The sequence below is a fragment of the Streptococcus sanguinis genome, assembly GCA_013378335.1.
GTDB lineage: Bacteria > Bacillota > Bacilli > Lactobacillales > Streptococcaceae > Streptococcus > Streptococcus sanguinis_I.
This window is the reverse complement of the sequence record CP040556.1, coordinates 1928951-1945567: the sequence shown is the minus strand read 5'-3', so window position 1 is coordinate 1945567 and position 16617 is coordinate 1928951. Positions and strand designations below refer to the sequence as shown.

Genomic DNA, 16617 nt, shown 5'->3' with positions numbered 1-16617 from the left:
ACGAATACCTCAAAGTTCACTTAGCTTAGTAGGTATTCGTTTTTTATTTTCTATTTAGAGCTTCATTTCTTCCGATACTGGCTTGGTGTCATTTGGTAGTATTTTTTAAACTGGCGGTTGAAGTTGGACAGGTTATTAAAGCCAGCTTGGCTGGAGATTTCCAGTACAGAGAGGTTAGAGTGTTGCAGGAGTTCGGCTGCTTTGCGCAGGCGGAATTGAATCAGGTACTCAATGCAGGAAACGCCCAGATGCTTCTTGAAGAAGTTCATGAAATGGGTGGAGCTGTAGCCACAGATGCCAGCCAGTTGGTCAATATTCAGGTCTTCTTGGTAGTGGGCATTGATGTAGTCAATGATGGAGCGAATCTTTTCTTCTTTGCGATATCCTTCTGGTGACAGGTCTTTGGAAATGACATAGCCATTCTCAAAGAGCAGGTAGAAGAGCTGGTTGAGCTGGGCTTTGAGCTGAAACTCGTAGTGAGCTTTGCGGAAATAACCTGTTTCCATAGCTGCTAAGAGGCACTGGCGAATCTCCACATAGGCTCTATCATTGGGCTTGATCACATGAGTCAAGTCCAGCTGACCATTGTAGAGGGGCTGCAGGTAGTTGATGCTGGCTTGGTCCATGGCAGAGTAGCCCATCAAATCCAGATGAAAATTAATGGCGTCCATATAATGGCGCTCGTTGTTGATGGGGTGGATGGAGTGCAGGGCATTGGGGCGAATCAGGATAATATCACCTTTTTCGCTGTTAAAGTAGTCGTCGTCAATATGAAATTGTGCTTTTCCTTCGTGGACATAAATCATTTCAACATCGGTATGCCAGTGGAAAAGAATATCTGGATGACCATTCTCAGTGATGGTGCGGGTCAGAGAATAAGGGGTTCCTTGGTTTTTAAAAACGGTATTTTTATGTAGTTGGCCTAAATCAATCATGGGGACACTCTTTCATAGAATAGTACAATTTATTAAGATAATTGTGTTAGAAAATATGTTTGACAACTATTATAATATAAATATAAAAAAACGAAAGCGAGAAAATGCAAATGGGTAAATTTCCGCAGAATTTCCTCTGGGGCGGTGCAACTGCAGCCAACCAGTATGAAGGCGCCTATAATCTGGATGGAAAAGGCCTGTCTGTTCAGGATGTGACTCCAAAAGGCGGAGTGCCAGCCAAGCCAGGTGATCGCAATCCTTTGATTACTGAGGGGCCGACGCCGGATAATCTCAAGCTGGAAGGGATTGATTTCTATCATCGTTATAAGGAGGACATTGCCCTCTTTGCAGAGATGGGCTTCAAGGTCTATCGGACTTCCATTGCCTGGTCTCGGATTTTCCCAAATGGGGACGAGCTGGAGCCCAATGAAGCTGGTCTGCAATTCTATGACAATCTCTTTGATGAACTAGCCAAATATGGCATTGAGCCGCTGATTACCCTGTCTCACTATGAAACACCCCTGCATTTGGCTCGTCAGTACAATGGTTGGGCCAACCGCGATTTGATTGGCTTCTACGAGCGCTATGTCCGCACGGTCTTTACCCGCTACAAGGATAAGGTCAAGTATTGGCTGACCTTTAATGAAATCAACTCTGTTCTCCATGCGCCCTTTATGAGCGGAGGCATTGCCACGCCAGCTGAAGAACTATCCAAGCAGGACCTCTACCAAGCGGTCCATCATGAGCTAGTGGCTTCTGCCTTGGCAACGAAGATCGGTCATGAGATCAATCCTGACTTTAAGATTGGCTGTATGGTTCTCGCCATGCCGGCTTATCCCATGACACCTAAGCCTGAAGATATGCTGGCAGCTCGGGAATTTGAAAATCAAAATTACCTCTTCTCTGATATCCATGCGCGTGGAAAATATCCAGCCTATATCAATCGTTTCTTCAAGGAGAATGGGATTGAGATTCAGTTTGCGCCGGGCGACAAAGAGCTTTTGGCTGAAAATACTGTAGACTTTATTTCCTTCTCCTACTACATGAGTGTGGTTGCGGCTCATGATCCAGAGAATTATTCTTCCAGCCGAGGCAATCTTTTAGGTGGCATCCTAAATCCTCATTTGGCTAGCTCAGAATGGGGTTGGCAGATTGACCCAATTGGTCTGCGCTTGGTGTTAAATAGCTTTTATGACCGCTATCAGCTGCCTCTATTCATCGTGGAGAATGGTCTCGGTGCCAAGGATGTCTTGGTGGATGGTCCAAATGGCCCAACGGTTGAAGATGACTACCGCATTGATTATCTCAAACAGCACTTGCAGCAGGTAGGAGAAGCGCTGGAAGATGGCGTAGAATTGCTAGGTTACACGACTTGGGGCTGTATTGACCTGGTCTCAGCCAGCACGGCAGAACTCAGCAAGCGCTACGGCTTTATCTACGTTGACCGCAACGATAACGGTAGTGGAACTCTAGCCCGTTACAAGAAAAAATCTTTTGATTGGTACAAAGAAGTCATTGCGACGAATGGAGACAGTCTCTATCAGGATTGAATGACTTAAACAAAATAGAATGGCTCCTTATAAAATAAAGGATGAATCTTTTGATTCATCCCTTTTTTCTATACTTTTATTTCTTCCAGCTTTCGACTTCTTTCTGGTGGTTTTTAATCCACTCTTTGGCTGCAGCTTCTGGTGAGCTGCCTTCGTTAATCTTAAGCATGACTTCTTCCATGTCCTTTTGAGTCCAGTTGAAGTTGTCTAGAACCTTGTTGACTTCTGGTAAGTCCTTGTCTAGATTTTTTCGAGTAATAGTGTGGATAGCTTCCTTGCCGCCCATGGTTCCCTTAGGATCCTTGAGGTATTTGAGATCGTACTTGGAGAACATCCAGTGAGGTGACCAGCCAGTTACGATGATATCTTCTTTATTCTTAATAGCCTGATCCAGAGCAGTGGTCATGGCTCCTGTTGAGGAAGAAGAAAGATTCCAGCCACTGAGATTGCTGTATTCTTGCATAGTCTTCTCAGTCGCAGTCATGATACCAGCGCCGGGCTCAATACCTGTGATGGTTTTCTTGGCTTGGTCTGACAGGTCTTCAATAGAGTCGGCGTCCATATAGCTTGGTACGACTAGCCCTGTCTTAACGCCCTCAAGGTTTGGCCCCAAGTCCACTAGCTTGTCCTTGTACTCCTCATAAAGAGCAGCGTGGGTGGTCGGCAACCAGGCAGAAACCATGGCATCTGCTTCGCCATTAGCAACGGACTTCCACATAACGGCATTGTCCAGCGGTGTGATGGTGACATCGTAGCCCATTTCTTTGAGTGCTTCCGCTACGACATTGGTTGAGGCAACTTCAGAGTCCCATTCGACATAGGCAAGGTTGACCTTTTCTTTTTTGCTTTGCTGGAGCTTGGTCACTTGATTTCCGACAAAGGCTGTCAGGATGACAGCAGCCAGAGCAGACCAGAGCATAATCTTGTTGCGTTTTTCCTTGGCAGTGACCGGTGATTTTTTAGCCAGAGGCTGATTGAGCTTCTGGGTCAGACGGTCAATGATAATGGCCAAGATAACCAGAGATACCCCATTGACAAAGCCGGAACCGATGTCGGCATGCTGCAGGGCAGAGAGGACGCCGCGGCCCAGTCCTGGTGCTCCAATCATAGAGGCAGTAACGACCATAGACAGAGCCAGCATGATGGTCTGATTAACCCCAGCTAGGATGGTATTTTTAGCCAGAGGCAGCTCGACTTTGAAGAGCTTCTGCTTGCCAGTGCCCCCGAAGGAGTCTGACGCTTCGATTAGCTCGGTTGGAATCTGACGAATGGCTAGATTGGTAAAGCGGACAGTCGGTGGCAGGGCAAAGATGACAGAGGCAAAGACCCCAGGCACCATACCAATACCGAAGAAGGCCACGGCTGGTATCAGGTAGACAAAGGCTGGCATGGTCTGCATAAAGTCCAGCAAGGGCTTGATAACGGCTTCGACACGGTTGCTCTTAGCCATCCAAATCCCCAGTGGAATACCAATGATAATGGAAATGGCACTGGAGACGATAACCAAGGTCACAGTGTTCATGAGATTTTCCCAGAGGCCTTGGTTGTAAACAAAGAGCAGGCCTAGGAAGGTGAGTAGGGGCAGCCCCAGCTTACGCTTGGAAATCAAATAGGTAAAGATAGTGATGACTGCGATAAAGAGCAGGGGCGGAATGAAGAGCAGGGTGTCTGTCATTCCATTCATAATGGCATTTCCGATAGCCTGAAGGACCGAGAAAAGTCCGGAGAAGGTATTGGTTACCCAGTTAGTAAAGGCCTCAACCCATTGAGAAACGGGGATTGGCTGTTGTAAAATATTCAAAATGCGAACCTCCCTTATTCTTCAGATTCAGTAGTATTGGCCAAGGCTTCGATGACTCGACCTTTGATAATAACGCCGACTAATTTGTCCTTATCATCTACAACGGCCAGAGGCGCTGGTGAATCGTAAATCAGTGGGAAAATATCAGTAATCAGAGTTTCCTGAGTGACCTTGCGGACGTTCTTATCAATCACTTCAGCCAGTGCTTGATGCTCCTTACGGGCATCGCGGGCGGATTCGGCAGTCAGACTGCCCTTGAGGCGCCGCTTCCTATCCACAGCTAGCAGCATACTGACCTCTTCTTTTTTCATCCGATTGAGAGCAACGGTTGGTCCGTCGATGTCAATGTTGGTGGTCAGTGGCGTTGTCATGATATTCTGGGCGGTCAGGACCTTAGAGCGGTCCACATCCTCAACGAACTCTCGAACGAAGTCGTTGGCTGGGTTGGTCAGGATTTCCTCACCAGTTCCAATCTGCATAATCTGACCGTCAGCCATGATGGCAATGCGGTCACCGATACGCAGGGCCTCATTGAGATCGTGGGTGATAAAGATAATGGTACGCTCATGCTCTGCCTGCAGATCCAGCAGTTCATCCTGCATTTCTCGTCGGATGAGGGGGTCTAGAGCTGAGAAGGCCTCGTCCATGAGCAGAATATCAGGATTGTTGGCTAGGGCTCTAGCCAGGCCGACCCGCTGCTGCATCCCACCGGAGAGCTGATCGGGGTATTGATCCTTGAAGGACAGGAGACCGGCATTGTCCAGAGCTTGTTCAGCTAGGCGCGTGCGCTCCTCTTTATCAACACCTCGGACTTCCAAGCCGAACTCAGTATTTTCTAGAATAGTCCGATGCGGGAAGAGTCCGAAGTTCTGGAAGACCATGTTGAGCTTGTGGCGCCGAACCTCACGCAGCTCCTCTTCGTTCATCTTAGCCACATCTTGGCCGTCGATGTAAATGTCGCCTGATGTCGGGTCAATCAATCGGTTGAGCAGGCGGATAAGGGTTGACTTCCCACTACCGGACAGTCCCATGATGACAAAAATTTCTCCGGTCTGAACCTCAAAGTTTACATCATAAACTCCGACAGTAGCACCGGTTTTTTCTAAAATTTCCGTTTTGCTTTTGGCTTGCTGGACCATTTCCAGTGCCTGCTTTTGCCTTTTACCGAAAATTTTAGTCAAATGTTTTACTTCTAGTTTATTCAACGTATTTCTCCTTTTGCACAAGTGACTACATGTTTATTTTGATAAGTTGTCACTTAAAAGACCATCACAGTATAACATCGTGTGGTCACTTTGTCAAACCCAAAAGGCCGTCAGACCGGCCTTTTTCGGCTATTATAAAAAAGGAGGATGATTTTCTAGAATATTTCTGAAAGTAGCAAAAAGCTTGTCAGACAGCGGATTCGCCTGTCTATTCTGTTTTTTTGGCAAAGAAAAAACAAGCGCTGTTTCACTTGTTTGTTTCAATTTCATTAAAAAATAAATTATGCATCAAACCGACTGATAATTCGTTGCCAACAAAGTAGATGGTATTGCCGGCTTCCAGCTTGGTATAAGGACCAGGCGAGATTAGGAGTTGGTCGCCCTGCTGGACTGCGACAATGGTAGCGCCAGTCGAGTGCCAGATATTGAGTTCATTGATAGATTTTCCTAGGTTGATGGCGTCTTCTGAGAGCTGGAGCTCGTAGGGATTGAAAGGAAAGCGCTGCTGGACATCTTTAGTTCGGCTGAGAAGCTGATTAAGCAACTGGGAAAAGTTGGCAAATTCTTCCTCTTGGCGCTGGATGCTCTGATGGAGCTTGCTTTTGAGGTCCTGCAGAGAGTTGACATCTTTATAGGTCTCGAGAAACTGCTGGGCTTTTTCCTTGGAGGAGATGAAGGCTCCACTGCCATGGCGGACTTCCATGATTTCCAGATCTACCAGCACATTGATAGCCTTGCGGGCTGTCTCAGGGGAGACATTGAAGTTGCTGGCTAGGGTAGAGCGGGCATAGATTTTGCTGCCGATGGGATATTTGCCGTCAACGATTCGCTCGGCAATAGCGACAGCTATCTGCTGGTAGCGTGGGAATGCGACTTCTTTTTTGCTCATAAGGACCTCCAATATTACGACAGGAATATAGCTATGATTATAATATAAAACTGGAGGATTGAAAAGTGCCCTTTGTAAAATCGACCGTCTTATCCGCCTCTTCTTGCCTTTCTTTTTACTTTTTTAAGTAGTATAATATGTCTAAAAGTCAGAGGTTTTCTGGAAGGGGTGAGGACATTTATGTCACAATTTATCTTGGTACTACTGGGCTTTTTGGCGGTACTAGTGCTTGTCATAGCCTCTGCTATTCGGAGAAAGATTCGCTTTAAGAAGCGTTTAACTGCTGCTTGGGGAAGTCGTGAGCGGGTGGATTGCCGGCCAGACAGTGAGTCCAGTCTATATGAGTCTTTTTTGCTAGACGAAGAAGATGGAACCTATGATAGTCTGGTAGACGACCAGACTTGGGGAGATTTGGACTTTTTTGATATTTTTCAGGATATTGATACAGCAGCCCAATCCAGTCTAGGCTCAGAGTACCTTTACAGCAAACTTCGCCTGCTACATTTCGAGGCAGATCAGGACTTTGATGATTTGCAGTCCTATTTGGCCCAGCATCCAGAGGTGCGCATTCAGCTGCAGTTGCTTTTTTCTGAGATTGGCAAGAAAAATCACAATCAAGCCAAAAAACTAATCTATAAACCAGCTCAGGCTAATCACAGGGGAAGTTTTTACCTGTTTTTGGCTTCGATTCCGCTACTTTCTCCTTTCCTCTATTTTATCAATCCTAGTCTGGGATACATAGTTCCTATCATCAGCATGGGCTTTAATATCGTTTACTCCATGGCCACGCGCTGGTCTCTCGAGATGAAGTTGGACAGCATGAGCTATCTGGTACGGATCTTCTATATTGGTAAAAAGATCTCCCGCCTGCCCTTACCCCAGCAAGCTGCCCTGAAAGAAGCGTTGGCTTCTTTCAGCCGAATAAAGCTTTTTGGAGAAGTCTTTCGGCCCCAGTCGGGTGCCTCTGAGCTGGAGATTTTCTATCTCTATATCAACTCCGTCTTGCTGATACCACAGTTGGCTCAGGCCTATATCTCCAATCGTCTGGTCAAGGCCAATCAACAGGCTAGGCAAGTGCTGGAGATTCTAGGTCGCTTAGAGGCGGCGATTGCTGTACTTAACTACAAGGAAATCCTGCCAATTTATGCGAAACCTAGCTTTAAAAGCTCAACTGGGATGAAGGGAAAGGGTCTCTACCACCCACTCTTGGAACGACCTGTCAGCAATGATTTGGACTTTTCTAAGAATATGATGATTAGTGGCGACAATGCTTCTGGAAAATCGACTTACCTGAGAATAGCAGCTATCAATGCTATCTTGGCTCAGGGCTTAGGCTTTGCCTGCGCAGAGAAGATGACCTTGCAGCATGGTCATGTCTTGAGCTCAATGGATGTGACCGATGACATCGGCTCTGGGGATAGCTACTTTATCGCTGAGAGCAGGGCTATTGAGCGCATGATAGATTCCTTGGAAGAAGAGGGCTTGCACTACTTTTTCATCGATGAGCTTTTTAAAGGAACCAATACTGTTGAGCGGATAGGTGCAGGGCTGGCAATCATTGATTGGCTAGCTCAGAACCCCTGCCTTTATATGATTTCGAGCCATGATGTGGAGTTGGTAGCAGCCTCTGGTCAGCTCAATGCTCAATATCATTTTGACAGTCAATATATAGCAGGAGAGATTGTCTTTGACTATAAGATTAAGCAAGGCAGCGCTTTGACCAAGAATGCGGTTAATACACTAGAGAGCCTGAACTATCCAGAAGAGATTACGGATACAGCTAGGGAGATAATCACCGCCTACGAAACCAGTGGTTCTTGGAACTTGCTGGAAAAGAGGCAATCCAAATTGGATGATAAAGATAGAAATGGATAAAAAGATGACTATAAAGATGATAGCGACAGACATGGATGGAACCTTGCTGGACGGACAGGGACAGCTGGATTTGCCGCGTCTGGCTACTATTTTAGATGAGCTGGATAAGAGAGACATTCGCTTTGTGGTGGCTACTGGCAATGAAATTCCACGAATGCGCCTGCTATTGGGAGATTTGGTAGAACGAATGACCTTGGTAGTCGCCAACGGAGCTAGGATTTTTGAAAAGAATCGGCTAAGCATGAGCAGCTTTTGGGAAGCCGGATTGATTAGGGATGCGCTGGATTACTTTGCGGGTCGTGAAAGGGAGCTTCAGCTGGTTGTGACCTCTGAAAGAGGCGGCTTTGTCCAGGAGGGGACAGAGTTTCCCTTGATTGAAAAAGTCATGACTAAGGAAATGGCCCAGCTTTTCTATAAGCGGATGAATTTTGTGCCTAGCCTTCAGAATTATCCCTTTGACAAGGTCTTGAAAATGAGTATGATGGTGGAAGAAGCTGCAGCAGTAGAGCATGCTCGTCTGATTAATCAGCATTTTGCTGGCCGATTGAGCGCGGTTGCCAGTGGTTATGGAGCCATTGACATCCTCCAAGATGGGATGCACAAGGCCTGGGGCTTACAACAGCTGATGGCTAAGTGGCAGATTCAAAGCTCGGAAATCATGGCCTTTGGCGATAGTGAAAATGACATAGAAATGCTTGAATTAGCAGGTATTTCTTACGCCATGGAAAATGGCGATGAGCGGGTCAAAGGGGTGGCAGATTACCTAGCGCCAGCCAATACAGAAGCAGGCGTTCTACAGGTGCTTGAGCAATACTTAGAAGAGGAAAAAGGATAATGGCAGTACAATTACTAGAAGAATGGCTTCTCAAGGAGCAGGCAAAATTGCAGCAAAACTACAGAGAACTCAATCAACTCTCAGTCAAGGAGCCAGACATCATCTTTATCGGAGACTCCATTGTAGAATACTATCCACTCCAGGAACTCTTACAGACGGATAAAAGACTGATCAACCGTGGCATTCGGGGCTATAAGACTGATTTGCTATTAGAAAACTTAGATGCCCATCTCTTTGGGCAGGCACTGGATAAGGTCTTTATCCTGATAGGTACCAACGACATTGGCAAGGAAATGGCTCAGACAGAAACGCTGGCTAATTTGGAAGCCGTTATTCAGGAGATTTCTCGTGATTATCCTCTGGCTCAGATCCAGTTGCTGTCGGTCCTTCCCGTCAATGAAGCTCCAGCCTACAAGAGTACGGTCTATGTCCGCAGCAATGAAAAGATTCAGGCCCTCAATCAAGCCTATCGCCAGCTGGCTAACGCCTACATGAATGTCCAATTTATCGATCTCTACGATGCTTTTCTGAACGAGGAAGGTCAGCTGCGCCCAGACTACACAACTGACGGCCTCCATCTGACCATTGCTGGCTATGGAGCCTTGTCCAAGGTTTTGCAGGAATATTTGTAGTTTCTTCAAAAAAATACAGCTCTGTTTTGCCGGAACAGAGCTTTTTTATTATTGACTTTCAGTCTGTCTCGCTCCGCTAGGTGCGAGACAAATAAACCACCCGCTATGCGGGTGCGCATCGAAGGTTATACCAAAAAAACTCCAAACGCGATACAATAAAGGTGTTCAAGCCCATTGTGAAGCGAAAGGAGAAAAATATGGCGCAAAAGGCACATAGTTTATCACACACAAAGTGGATGTGTAAATATCACATTGTGTTTACACCTAAGTATAGACGAAAAGTTATCTATAATCAATATCGAAACAGTTTGGGTGAAATATTTCACCGATTATGTAGTTATAAAGGTGTTGAAATTATCGAGGGTCACTTAATGCCAGATCATGTCCATATGTTGGTAAGTATTCCACCGAGGATAAGTGTTTCTAGTTTTATGGGGTATTTAAAAGGCAAAAGTGCTCTCATGATGTTTGACAAACACGCCAACCTAAAGTACAAGTTTGGGAACCGACATTTTTGGGCGGAAGGTTATTACGTGAGTACAGTAGGGCTTAATGAAGCCACCATTAAGAAATATATCCAAGAGCAGGAAAAGCATGATATAGCGTTGGATAAATTGAGTGTAAAAGAATATGAGGATCCCTTTAGGGATAGTGGTAAGTGATGCAAACACCTCTTTGAGAGGTTTGTGACGAGTCAAAAGCAATGAGGCTTGAACAAAGTGAAAGCCAGCGTCTTTAGGCGCTGGCTGGTGATGTGGGCTTATAGCCCTGGGACAAACCACCCGTTAGACGGGTGGTTATGATTTTCTTAAACTTACAAAAGTTTTCTGTGAATGATGCTTGATTTCAAAGGGGTTATGAAAATTATTATAAAACACATTGGACTTTGTGAAAAAAATCAGAGCATTGTGTTATGTAATAGTTCTATATCATCTTTGAGCATATTCTTATACAAGAGCGAAAAAACATGATAAATTGATAGAGTAAAGTTTCTTGAAGCGTTTTCATTCACAAATGGAAATATTTTCAACAACTGAAAATTTAATTTATTGAAGGAGAGTTATTCTTATGACTCAAGGAAAAATTACTGCATCTGCAGCAATGCTCAACGTATTGAAAACATGGGGCGTAGATACCATCTACGGTATCCCATCAGGAACACTCAGCTCATTGATGGACGCTTTGGCTGAAGACAAAGATATCCGCTTTTTGCAAGTTCGCCACGAAGAAACTGGTGCTCTTGCAGCGGTGATGCAAGCTAAATTCGGCGGCTCAATCGGGGTTGCAGTTGGTTCAGGTGGTCCAGGTGCGACTCACTTGATTAACGGTGTTTACGATGCAGCTATGGACAACACTCCATTCCTTGCTATCCTTGGTTCTCGTCCAGTCAACGAACTCAACATGGATGCCTTCCAAGAGCTCAACCAAAACCCAATGTACCATGGTATCGCAGTTTACAACAAACGTGTAGCTTACGCTGAGCAATTGCCAAAAGTGATTGACGAAGCTTGCCGTGCTGCAGTATCTAAAAAAGGTCCAGCTGTTGTTGAAATCCCTGTAAACTTCGGTTTCCAAGAAATCGACGAAAACTCATACTACGGTTCAGGTTCTTACGAGCGTTCATTCATCGCTCCTGCTTTGAACGAAGCTGAAATCGACAAAGCTGTTGAAATCTTGAACAAGGCTGAGCGCCCAGTTATCTATGCTGGATTTGGTGGCGTTAAAGCGGGTGAAGTGATTACTGAATTGTCACGTAAAATCAAAGCACCAATCATCACAACTGGTAAAAACTTTGAAGCTTTCGAATGGAACTATGAAGGTTTGACAGGTTCTGCTTACCGTGTTGGTTGGAAACCAGCCAACGAAGTTGTCTTTGAAGCAGACACTGTTCTTTTCCTTGGTTCAAACTTCCCATTTGCTGAAGTATACGAAGCCTTCAAGAATACTGAAAAATTCATCCAAGTGGACATTGACCCTTACAAACTTGGTAAACGCCATGCCCTTGACGCTTCTATCCTTGGTGATGCAGGTCAGGCAGCTAAAGCGATTCTTGATAAGGTAGACGCAGTTGAGTCTACTCCATGGTGGCGTGCAAACGTGAAGAATAACCAAAACTGGCGCGATTACATGAACAAACTCGAAGGTAAAACTGAGGGTGAATTGCAATTGTACCAAGTTTACAATGCAGTTAACAAATACGCTGACCAAGACGCTATCTACTCAATCGACGTAGGTAACACAACTCAAACATCTACTCGTCACCTTCACATGACTCCTAAGAACATGTGGCGTACATCTCCACTCTTTGCGACAATGGGTATCGCCCTTCCTGGTGGTATTGCTGCTAAGAAAGACAACCCAGACCGCCAAGTATGGAACATCATGGGTGACGGAGCATTCAACATGTGCTACCCAGACGTCATTACAAACGTTCAATATGACCTTCCAGTTATCAACCTTGTCTTCTCAAATGCTGAGTACGGCTTTATCAAGAACAAATACGAAGACACAAACAAACACTTGTTTGGTGTAGACTTCACAAACGCTGATTACGCGAAAATCGCTGAAGCTCAAGGCGCTGTTGGATTTACAGTAGACCGCATCGAAGACATCGACGCAGTCGTTGCAGAAGCTGTGAAACTCAACAAAGAAGGCAAGACAGTTGTCATCGATGCCCGCATCACGCAACATCGTCCACTTCCAGTAGAAGTACTTGAACTCGATCCAAAACTTCACTCAGAAGAAGCAATCAAAGCCTTCAAGGAAAAATACGAAGCAGAAGAACTCGTACCATTCCGCCTCTTCTTGGAAGAAGAAGGGTTGCAATCACGCGCAATCAAATAATTCCTCTCGTCGAAAATCAAATTTTAAATTTGTAGACCTCATTCGGAGGTTTACTTCCGACGATTCCATCATTGAAACCTTAATTTTCAATGATGGAATCTAGTGCGGAGCCTAGAAAAAGTCCCAAAGGATTTTTCGTAGTTTGATGAGCAAAGATTTGCCATCAAACTTGGTTACGACTTGTTTATTCTTTGATTTTCTTAGAGCAGAAGTTAAAAAGATTGGAGCAATCCAGTCTTTTTGTGGAGGATAACAAATGAATTTAAATCAATTAGATATTATCGTTTCAAATGTTCCCCAAGTCTGTGCTGACTTGGAGCGTATTTTGGATAAAAAGGCAGACTATGTTGATGACAGTTTTGCACAGTTCACGATTGGCAGTCACTGTCTCATGTTGTCAGAGAATCATTTGATTCCTTTGGGAAATTTTCAGTCAGGAATCATTCTTCACATCGAGGTTGAGGATGTAGACCAGAATTACCAACGATTGAAAGAGCTTGGTTCCGAGATTTTACACGGTCCTGCTGTAACCGATTGGGGAACGGTGTCCCTGCTAGTTAAAGGGCCTGCTGGTCTGGTGATTGATTTTTATCGAATGAAATAGGACGCTTAGTCATTAGAGTTTAAACTTAATTATTCTTAAAACAGAATGTGAGAATATGAACAATTGAAGATCGGAGCCATCCGGTCTTTTTTCGGTAAACCTAATAGTGACTTCTGAGATTGACTATCGTGAGGTAACGGATTAAAACAGTCTCGTGATAGACCGTTTTAAGTATGACGCTGGACATAAGAATCGTCAGAGGAAGGAATAGCGAGATTGTGTCTCCTACGAACAGAAATGTGATAGTAAGGCATGTATAGTAGTAGATAAGGAGATTTGAAATTAGTTTGTACTTGATTGAAAATTATTAAAATATAGAACCTTTCTAATTTTCTGACTTTTGCTTGGATTATCATTTTAATAGGTATATAATGTATTTAAAGAAATCAAAGAATAAAGAGGTGGTAATATGAAATTATCACGATATGTCTTAAGGTATGATACTGAAGATGGTAGTGTATATTTTAATACCAATCAAATTGCAAGAATAATCATTAATAATTGTATGAAGCTATTTTAGATGTGGACTAGAGAGGGGTAAGCAAAAATGTCTATCAAGAAAAACAAAAAGGTTGTAAAAAAAATGAAGTTGTAAGCAATAATTGTAATATTTGTTAAGTTTATATAATAAAAATGGAGAGGAGTGCTAGCCTCTCTCTTTTTCTAGGAGGGCATTATGAATAAAATATTTCACTATCTGGATAAGAAAACGAAGTTTTATACTATCATCGGTGCACTGGCAAATGGAGGTTTAGCTCTTGCTCAACCCTTAGTCGTATCACAAGCATTGTCCTTAAATCAAGGAGAACTGACTTATTCTAAAATCATACAGTTTGCTATTTTTGGCTTTACAGTATACTTCGTCTTGTATAGCTTAATGCTCTTTTGTAATCATACACATAATGTTTTTCGACGTGAAATTCAAATGAATATGAGGGCAGATTTATTTGACAAGCTGATGATAAAAAAAGATTTTAACGAAGATGAAAAAATCACCATGCTCACACAAGATATGGAGTATTTGGGGGATAATTACTTAGAAAAATACGTCAATATCATTTGCTGGAGCTTTGTAGCAATACTAACAGCGATTTATATTATTTCGCAAAATTTGTTACTAGGGAGTATTTTTGTCTTTTTCACTATTTTACGTCCTATTCCTCAGTTCTTGATGAGTAAAAGACTCAAACATACTGGTGATGACATGGCTCAAGGCAGAGTAGAAGTGCATAATCAAGTATCTGATAGTATCCGAGGAGCACATACTCTACTCATGAACCAAGCAATTTCTGAAAATCAGAACAGATTTTGGAAGATTAATCGACATTATCAACTAGCCATTCAAAAATTTTGCTTTACCCATAATATAATTTTCTTTTGCAACGGTTTCATGGTCTTTTTAAGCCAAGTTTTACCACTTGTTTTAGGTTTTTACTTTGCTATGGCTGGGCAGAAAGTGTCAGTGGCAAGTCTTGTTGCCATGTACATCGCAGCAGGTCAGCTAGTGAGCCCTATTCAGACTATTATGTATGATGCTGTAGATATACAAGGGGCAAAAACGACAGCAGATAAGATTTTTGGAGTATTAGAAATTGGAGATGTAAAACAGATAGATAAAAAAGATGCGCAAGAATTGAATGCTCTACACATTAAAAATTTAAGTAAATCCTATGGTGACAGACAACTTTTTACTCATCTAAATTTGGATGTTCAAGCAGGTCAGAAAGTTTTAATCAAAGGACCGAGTGGTTGTGGTAAGTCAACCTTGTTTCGACTCATTACTGGAGAAGAAATAGCAGATGAGGGAGAAATTATCGGCGTTACAACTGTTAATGAATGTACATCAAGTTTTGTATCCAGTATAGGAATTATTAGTCAACATCCATTTCTCTTTAATGATACAGTGCGTTATAATTTGACCTTAGGACAAGAATTTTCTGAGGAAGAGTTGCTTGCTGTTTTGAAACAAGTCAAACTAGATTTTGAATTGACGGGTGGGATGGATTTTATTATCAAAAATAACGGGGAGAATATTTCTGGGGGACAAAGAGTAAGGATTGAATTGGCACGTTTTCTTCTTCGTAGAAAAAATCTGTTATTGGCTGATGAAGTGACCGCAACCCTAGATAAAGAAAACGCCCTCATGGTACATGAACTACTATTTTCTCTTCCTGTTATGATGTTAGAAATTGCCCATCATATTGATGATGAAAGTAGATATCAACAAGTTGTAGATTTAGGAAAATATTGAATCTGGCTTAAAAGTCAGTTTTATCAGAAAATAAAGTAAATATTTCAGCAATAAAACACCCAGTATCAAGATTTTTCAATGCATAGTAATATGCGTTTTTCTGATTATATATACTTTTTCTAACCTCACTCTTCTTTCTTATCACAAGATTGTGATAGTTTACATTTTTATAACAAAATTATTATCCCTTTGCTTGCTTTTAATGAGTGAAAAGGCAACACTTTTCTATACAAAATTTATAAAGTGTTTTTTGTTAAGTGCTGATTCGCTTAGCGATTGGGGTTTGATAGTTAAGACTGCTGTGAATGCGATGATGATTCCACCAGTAAACGTAGTCCTTTGTTTTAAGGGTTAGTTCTTTCAGCGAATGGAAGGTTTCTTGGTTGACAAACTCGAGTTTGAAGGCACGGTAAGTACTCTCAGAAACGGCGTTGTCATAGGGACAAGCTGCTTGACTTAGAGACCGAGCGATGCCAAATGCCTCTAGCATCTCATCAATCAGCTGGTTATCAAACTCCTTACCACGGTCAGAATGGAACAGCTTGACTTTGGTAAGCGCGTAAGGAATGCTTTGAATGGCTTGTTTGACGAGCTCTGCAGTCTTATGCCACCCAACTGACAGACCAATAATTTCACGGTTGAAGAGGTCAATGATCAAACAAACATAAGCCCAACGATTTCCAACACGGACGTAGGTCAAATCTGTTACAATTGCTTCAAGTGGCTTTTCTTGGTCAAATTGTCGAGCCAATAGGTTTGGAATAGGTGCTTCATTTTTCCCTTTAGAATTCGATTTGAAGGCAGCCTTCTGGTAGACGGATACGAGATTCAATCGCTTCATGATGCGACGAATCCGCCGACGAGACAAGATAATCCCTTCGTTTTCCAGACATTTCTTGAGTTTTCTAGCACCATATCTAGACTTGCTCTCACGGAAAATGGTTTTAATCATTTCTTCAAGCTCTGCCTCAGACTTTGGTTCTATGGCTTTGTAGTAATAGCTAGCACGAGGGATGTTCAAGCAACGACACATGGCTGAAATGCAATATTTATCCTTATTAGCAGTGATTACTTCCCTTTTTGTGCCATAATCACTGCCGCTTGCTTTAAGATATCTAATTGCATTTCAAGCTCTTTATTTCGCTTCCTAAGAGCAATGAGCTCACGTTGTTCATCAGTGAGATTATAAAGTAGAA

At 43.2% G+C, this 16617-nt stretch carries 12 protein-coding genes and 3 pseudogenes; 8 read left to right on the top strand and 7 right to left on the bottom strand.

What is annotated here, in order from left to right; translation table 11 throughout:
• Positions 1–62 precede the first annotated feature (62 nt).
• The gene (locus FFV08_09940) at positions 63–935 is read right to left on the bottom strand and encodes an AraC family transcriptional regulator (GenBank protein QLB52883.1); all 873 of its coding nucleotides are present in this window, start codon (positions 933–935) and stop codon (positions 63–65) included.
• Positions 936–1045: 110 nt separating this feature from the next.
• Between FFV08_09940 and FFV08_09935 the strand changes: the two genes are divergently transcribed.
• Entirely contained in the window at positions 1046–2485 is a 1440-nt protein-coding gene (locus FFV08_09935; GenBank protein ID QLB52882.1) for a glycoside hydrolase family 1 protein, read from the top strand.
• A gap of 76 nt (positions 2486–2561) precedes the next feature.
• Here FFV08_09935 and FFV08_09930 read toward each other — a convergent pair whose 3' ends face one another.
• The 4 genes and pseudogenes from FFV08_09930 to FFV08_09915 all read right to left on the bottom strand — a co-directional run bounded on the left by FFV08_09930 (position 2562) and on the right by FFV08_09915 (position 6380).
• The gene (locus tag FFV08_09930; GenBank protein QLB52881.1) at positions 2562–4286 is read right to left on the bottom strand and encodes an ABC transporter permease subunit; all 1725 of its coding nucleotides are present in this window, start codon (positions 4284–4286) and stop codon (positions 2562–2564) included.
• A gap of 14 nt (positions 4287–4300) precedes the next feature.
• Positions 4301–5491: a glycine betaine/L-proline ABC transporter ATP-binding protein gene (locus FFV08_09925; protein QLB52880.1), complete on the bottom strand. Its 1191-nt coding sequence runs from the start codon at positions 5489–5491 to the stop codon at positions 4301–4303.
• Between the two features lie 85 nt (positions 5492–5576).
• Positions 5577–5761, bottom strand: a pseudogene (locus FFV08_09920) (hypothetical protein).
• The gene (locus tag FFV08_09915; protein QLB52879.1) at positions 5739–6380 is read right to left on the bottom strand and encodes a GntR family transcriptional regulator; all 642 of its coding nucleotides are present in this window, start codon (positions 6378–6380) and stop codon (positions 5739–5741) included. The pseudogene FFV08_09920 and the gene FFV08_09915 overlap by 23 nt, the downstream one beginning before the upstream one ends.
• A 180-nt stretch (positions 6381–6560) precedes the next feature.
• On the opposite strand from FFV08_09915, the gene FFV08_09910 reads away from it, so the two are divergent.
• From FFV08_09910 to tnpA, 4 genes are all read left to right on the top strand, one after another.
• A complete protein-coding gene (locus FFV08_09910; protein QLB52878.1) occupies positions 6561–8255 on the top strand; it encodes a hypothetical protein in 1695 nt (564 codons plus the stop codon).
• Between the two features lie 4 nt (positions 8256–8259).
• A complete protein-coding gene (locus tag FFV08_09905) occupies positions 8260–9090 on the top strand; it encodes an HAD family hydrolase (protein QLB53298.1) in 831 nt (276 codons plus the stop codon).
• Positions 9090–9722: a 1-alkyl-2-acetylglycerophosphocholine esterase gene (locus FFV08_09900; protein QLB52877.1), complete on the top strand. Its 633-nt coding sequence runs from the start codon at positions 9090–9092 to the stop codon at positions 9720–9722. Before FFV08_09905 ends, FFV08_09900 begins: the two co-directional genes overlap by 1 nt.
• 197 nt (positions 9723–9919) lie before the next feature.
• Positions 9920–10384, top strand: a complete 465-nt coding sequence (tnpA, locus tag FFV08_09895; GenBank protein QLB52876.1) for an IS200/IS605 family transposase — start codon at positions 9920–9922, stop codon at positions 10382–10384.
• 15 nt (positions 10385–10399) lie between these two features.
• Here the strand turns inward: tnpA and FFV08_09890 are convergent.
• Positions 10400–10504: pseudogene (locus tag FFV08_09890) on the bottom strand (PTS cellbiose transporter subunit IIC).
• A 286-nt stretch (positions 10505–10790) separates the two neighbouring features.
• Here FFV08_09890 and spxB point away from each other — a divergent pair.
• The 3 genes from spxB (at position 10791) to FFV08_09875 (ending at position 15421) form a co-directional block, all read left to right on the top strand.
• Positions 10791–12566, top strand: a complete 1776-nt coding sequence (spxB, locus tag FFV08_09885; GenBank protein QLB52875.1) for a pyruvate oxidase — start codon at positions 10791–10793, stop codon at positions 12564–12566.
• Between the two features lie 256 nt (positions 12567–12822).
• Positions 12823–13170 (top strand): VOC family protein, encoded by a 348-nt coding sequence (locus FFV08_09880; protein QLB52874.1) that lies wholly within the window; start codon positions 12823–12825, stop codon positions 13168–13170.
• Between the two features lie 676 nt (positions 13171–13846).
• Positions 13847–15421 (top strand): ABC transporter ATP-binding protein, encoded by a 1575-nt coding sequence (locus tag FFV08_09875; protein ID QLB52873.1) that lies wholly within the window; start codon positions 13847–13849, stop codon positions 15419–15421.
• A gap of 253 nt (positions 15422–15674) precedes the next feature.
• Here the strand turns inward: FFV08_09875 and FFV08_09870 are convergent.
• Positions 15675–16606, bottom strand: a pseudogene (locus FFV08_09870) (IS3 family transposase).
• Positions 16607–16617 lie beyond the last annotated feature (11 nt).

What these genes read in the sequence shown, in the direction of transcription:
- FFV08_09940 (QLB52883.1), bottom strand. Translation starts at nt 935, where the DNA reads ATGATTGATTTAGGCCAACTACATAAAAATACCGTTTTTAAAAACCAA.
- FFV08_09935 (QLB52882.1), top strand. Translation starts at nt 1,046, where the DNA reads ATGGGTAAATTTCCGCAGAATTTCCTCTGGGGCGGTGCAACTGCAGCC.
- FFV08_09915 (QLB52879.1), bottom strand. Translation starts at nt 6,380, where the DNA reads ATGAGCAAAAAAGAAGTCGCATTCCCACGCTACCAGCAGATAGCTGTC.
- FFV08_09910 (QLB52878.1), top strand. Translation starts at nt 6,561, where the DNA reads ATGTCACAATTTATCTTGGTACTACTGGGCTTTTTGGCGGTACTAGTG.
- FFV08_09905 (QLB53298.1), top strand. Translation starts at nt 8,260, where the DNA reads ATGACTATAAAGATGATAGCGACAGACATGGATGGAACCTTGCTGGAC.
- FFV08_09900 (QLB52877.1), top strand. Translation starts at nt 9,090, where the DNA reads ATGGCAGTACAATTACTAGAAGAATGGCTTCTCAAGGAGCAGGCAAAA.
- tnpA (QLB52876.1), top strand. Translation starts at nt 9,920, where the DNA reads ATGGCGCAAAAGGCACATAGTTTATCACACACAAAGTGGATGTGTAAA.
- spxB (QLB52875.1), top strand. Translation starts at nt 10,791, where the DNA reads ATGACTCAAGGAAAAATTACTGCATCTGCAGCAATGCTCAACGTATTG.
- FFV08_09880 (QLB52874.1), top strand. Translation starts at nt 12,823, where the DNA reads ATGAATTTAAATCAATTAGATATTATCGTTTCAAATGTTCCCCAAGTC.
- FFV08_09875 (QLB52873.1), top strand. Translation starts at nt 13,847, where the DNA reads ATGAATAAAATATTTCACTATCTGGATAAGAAAACGAAGTTTTATACT.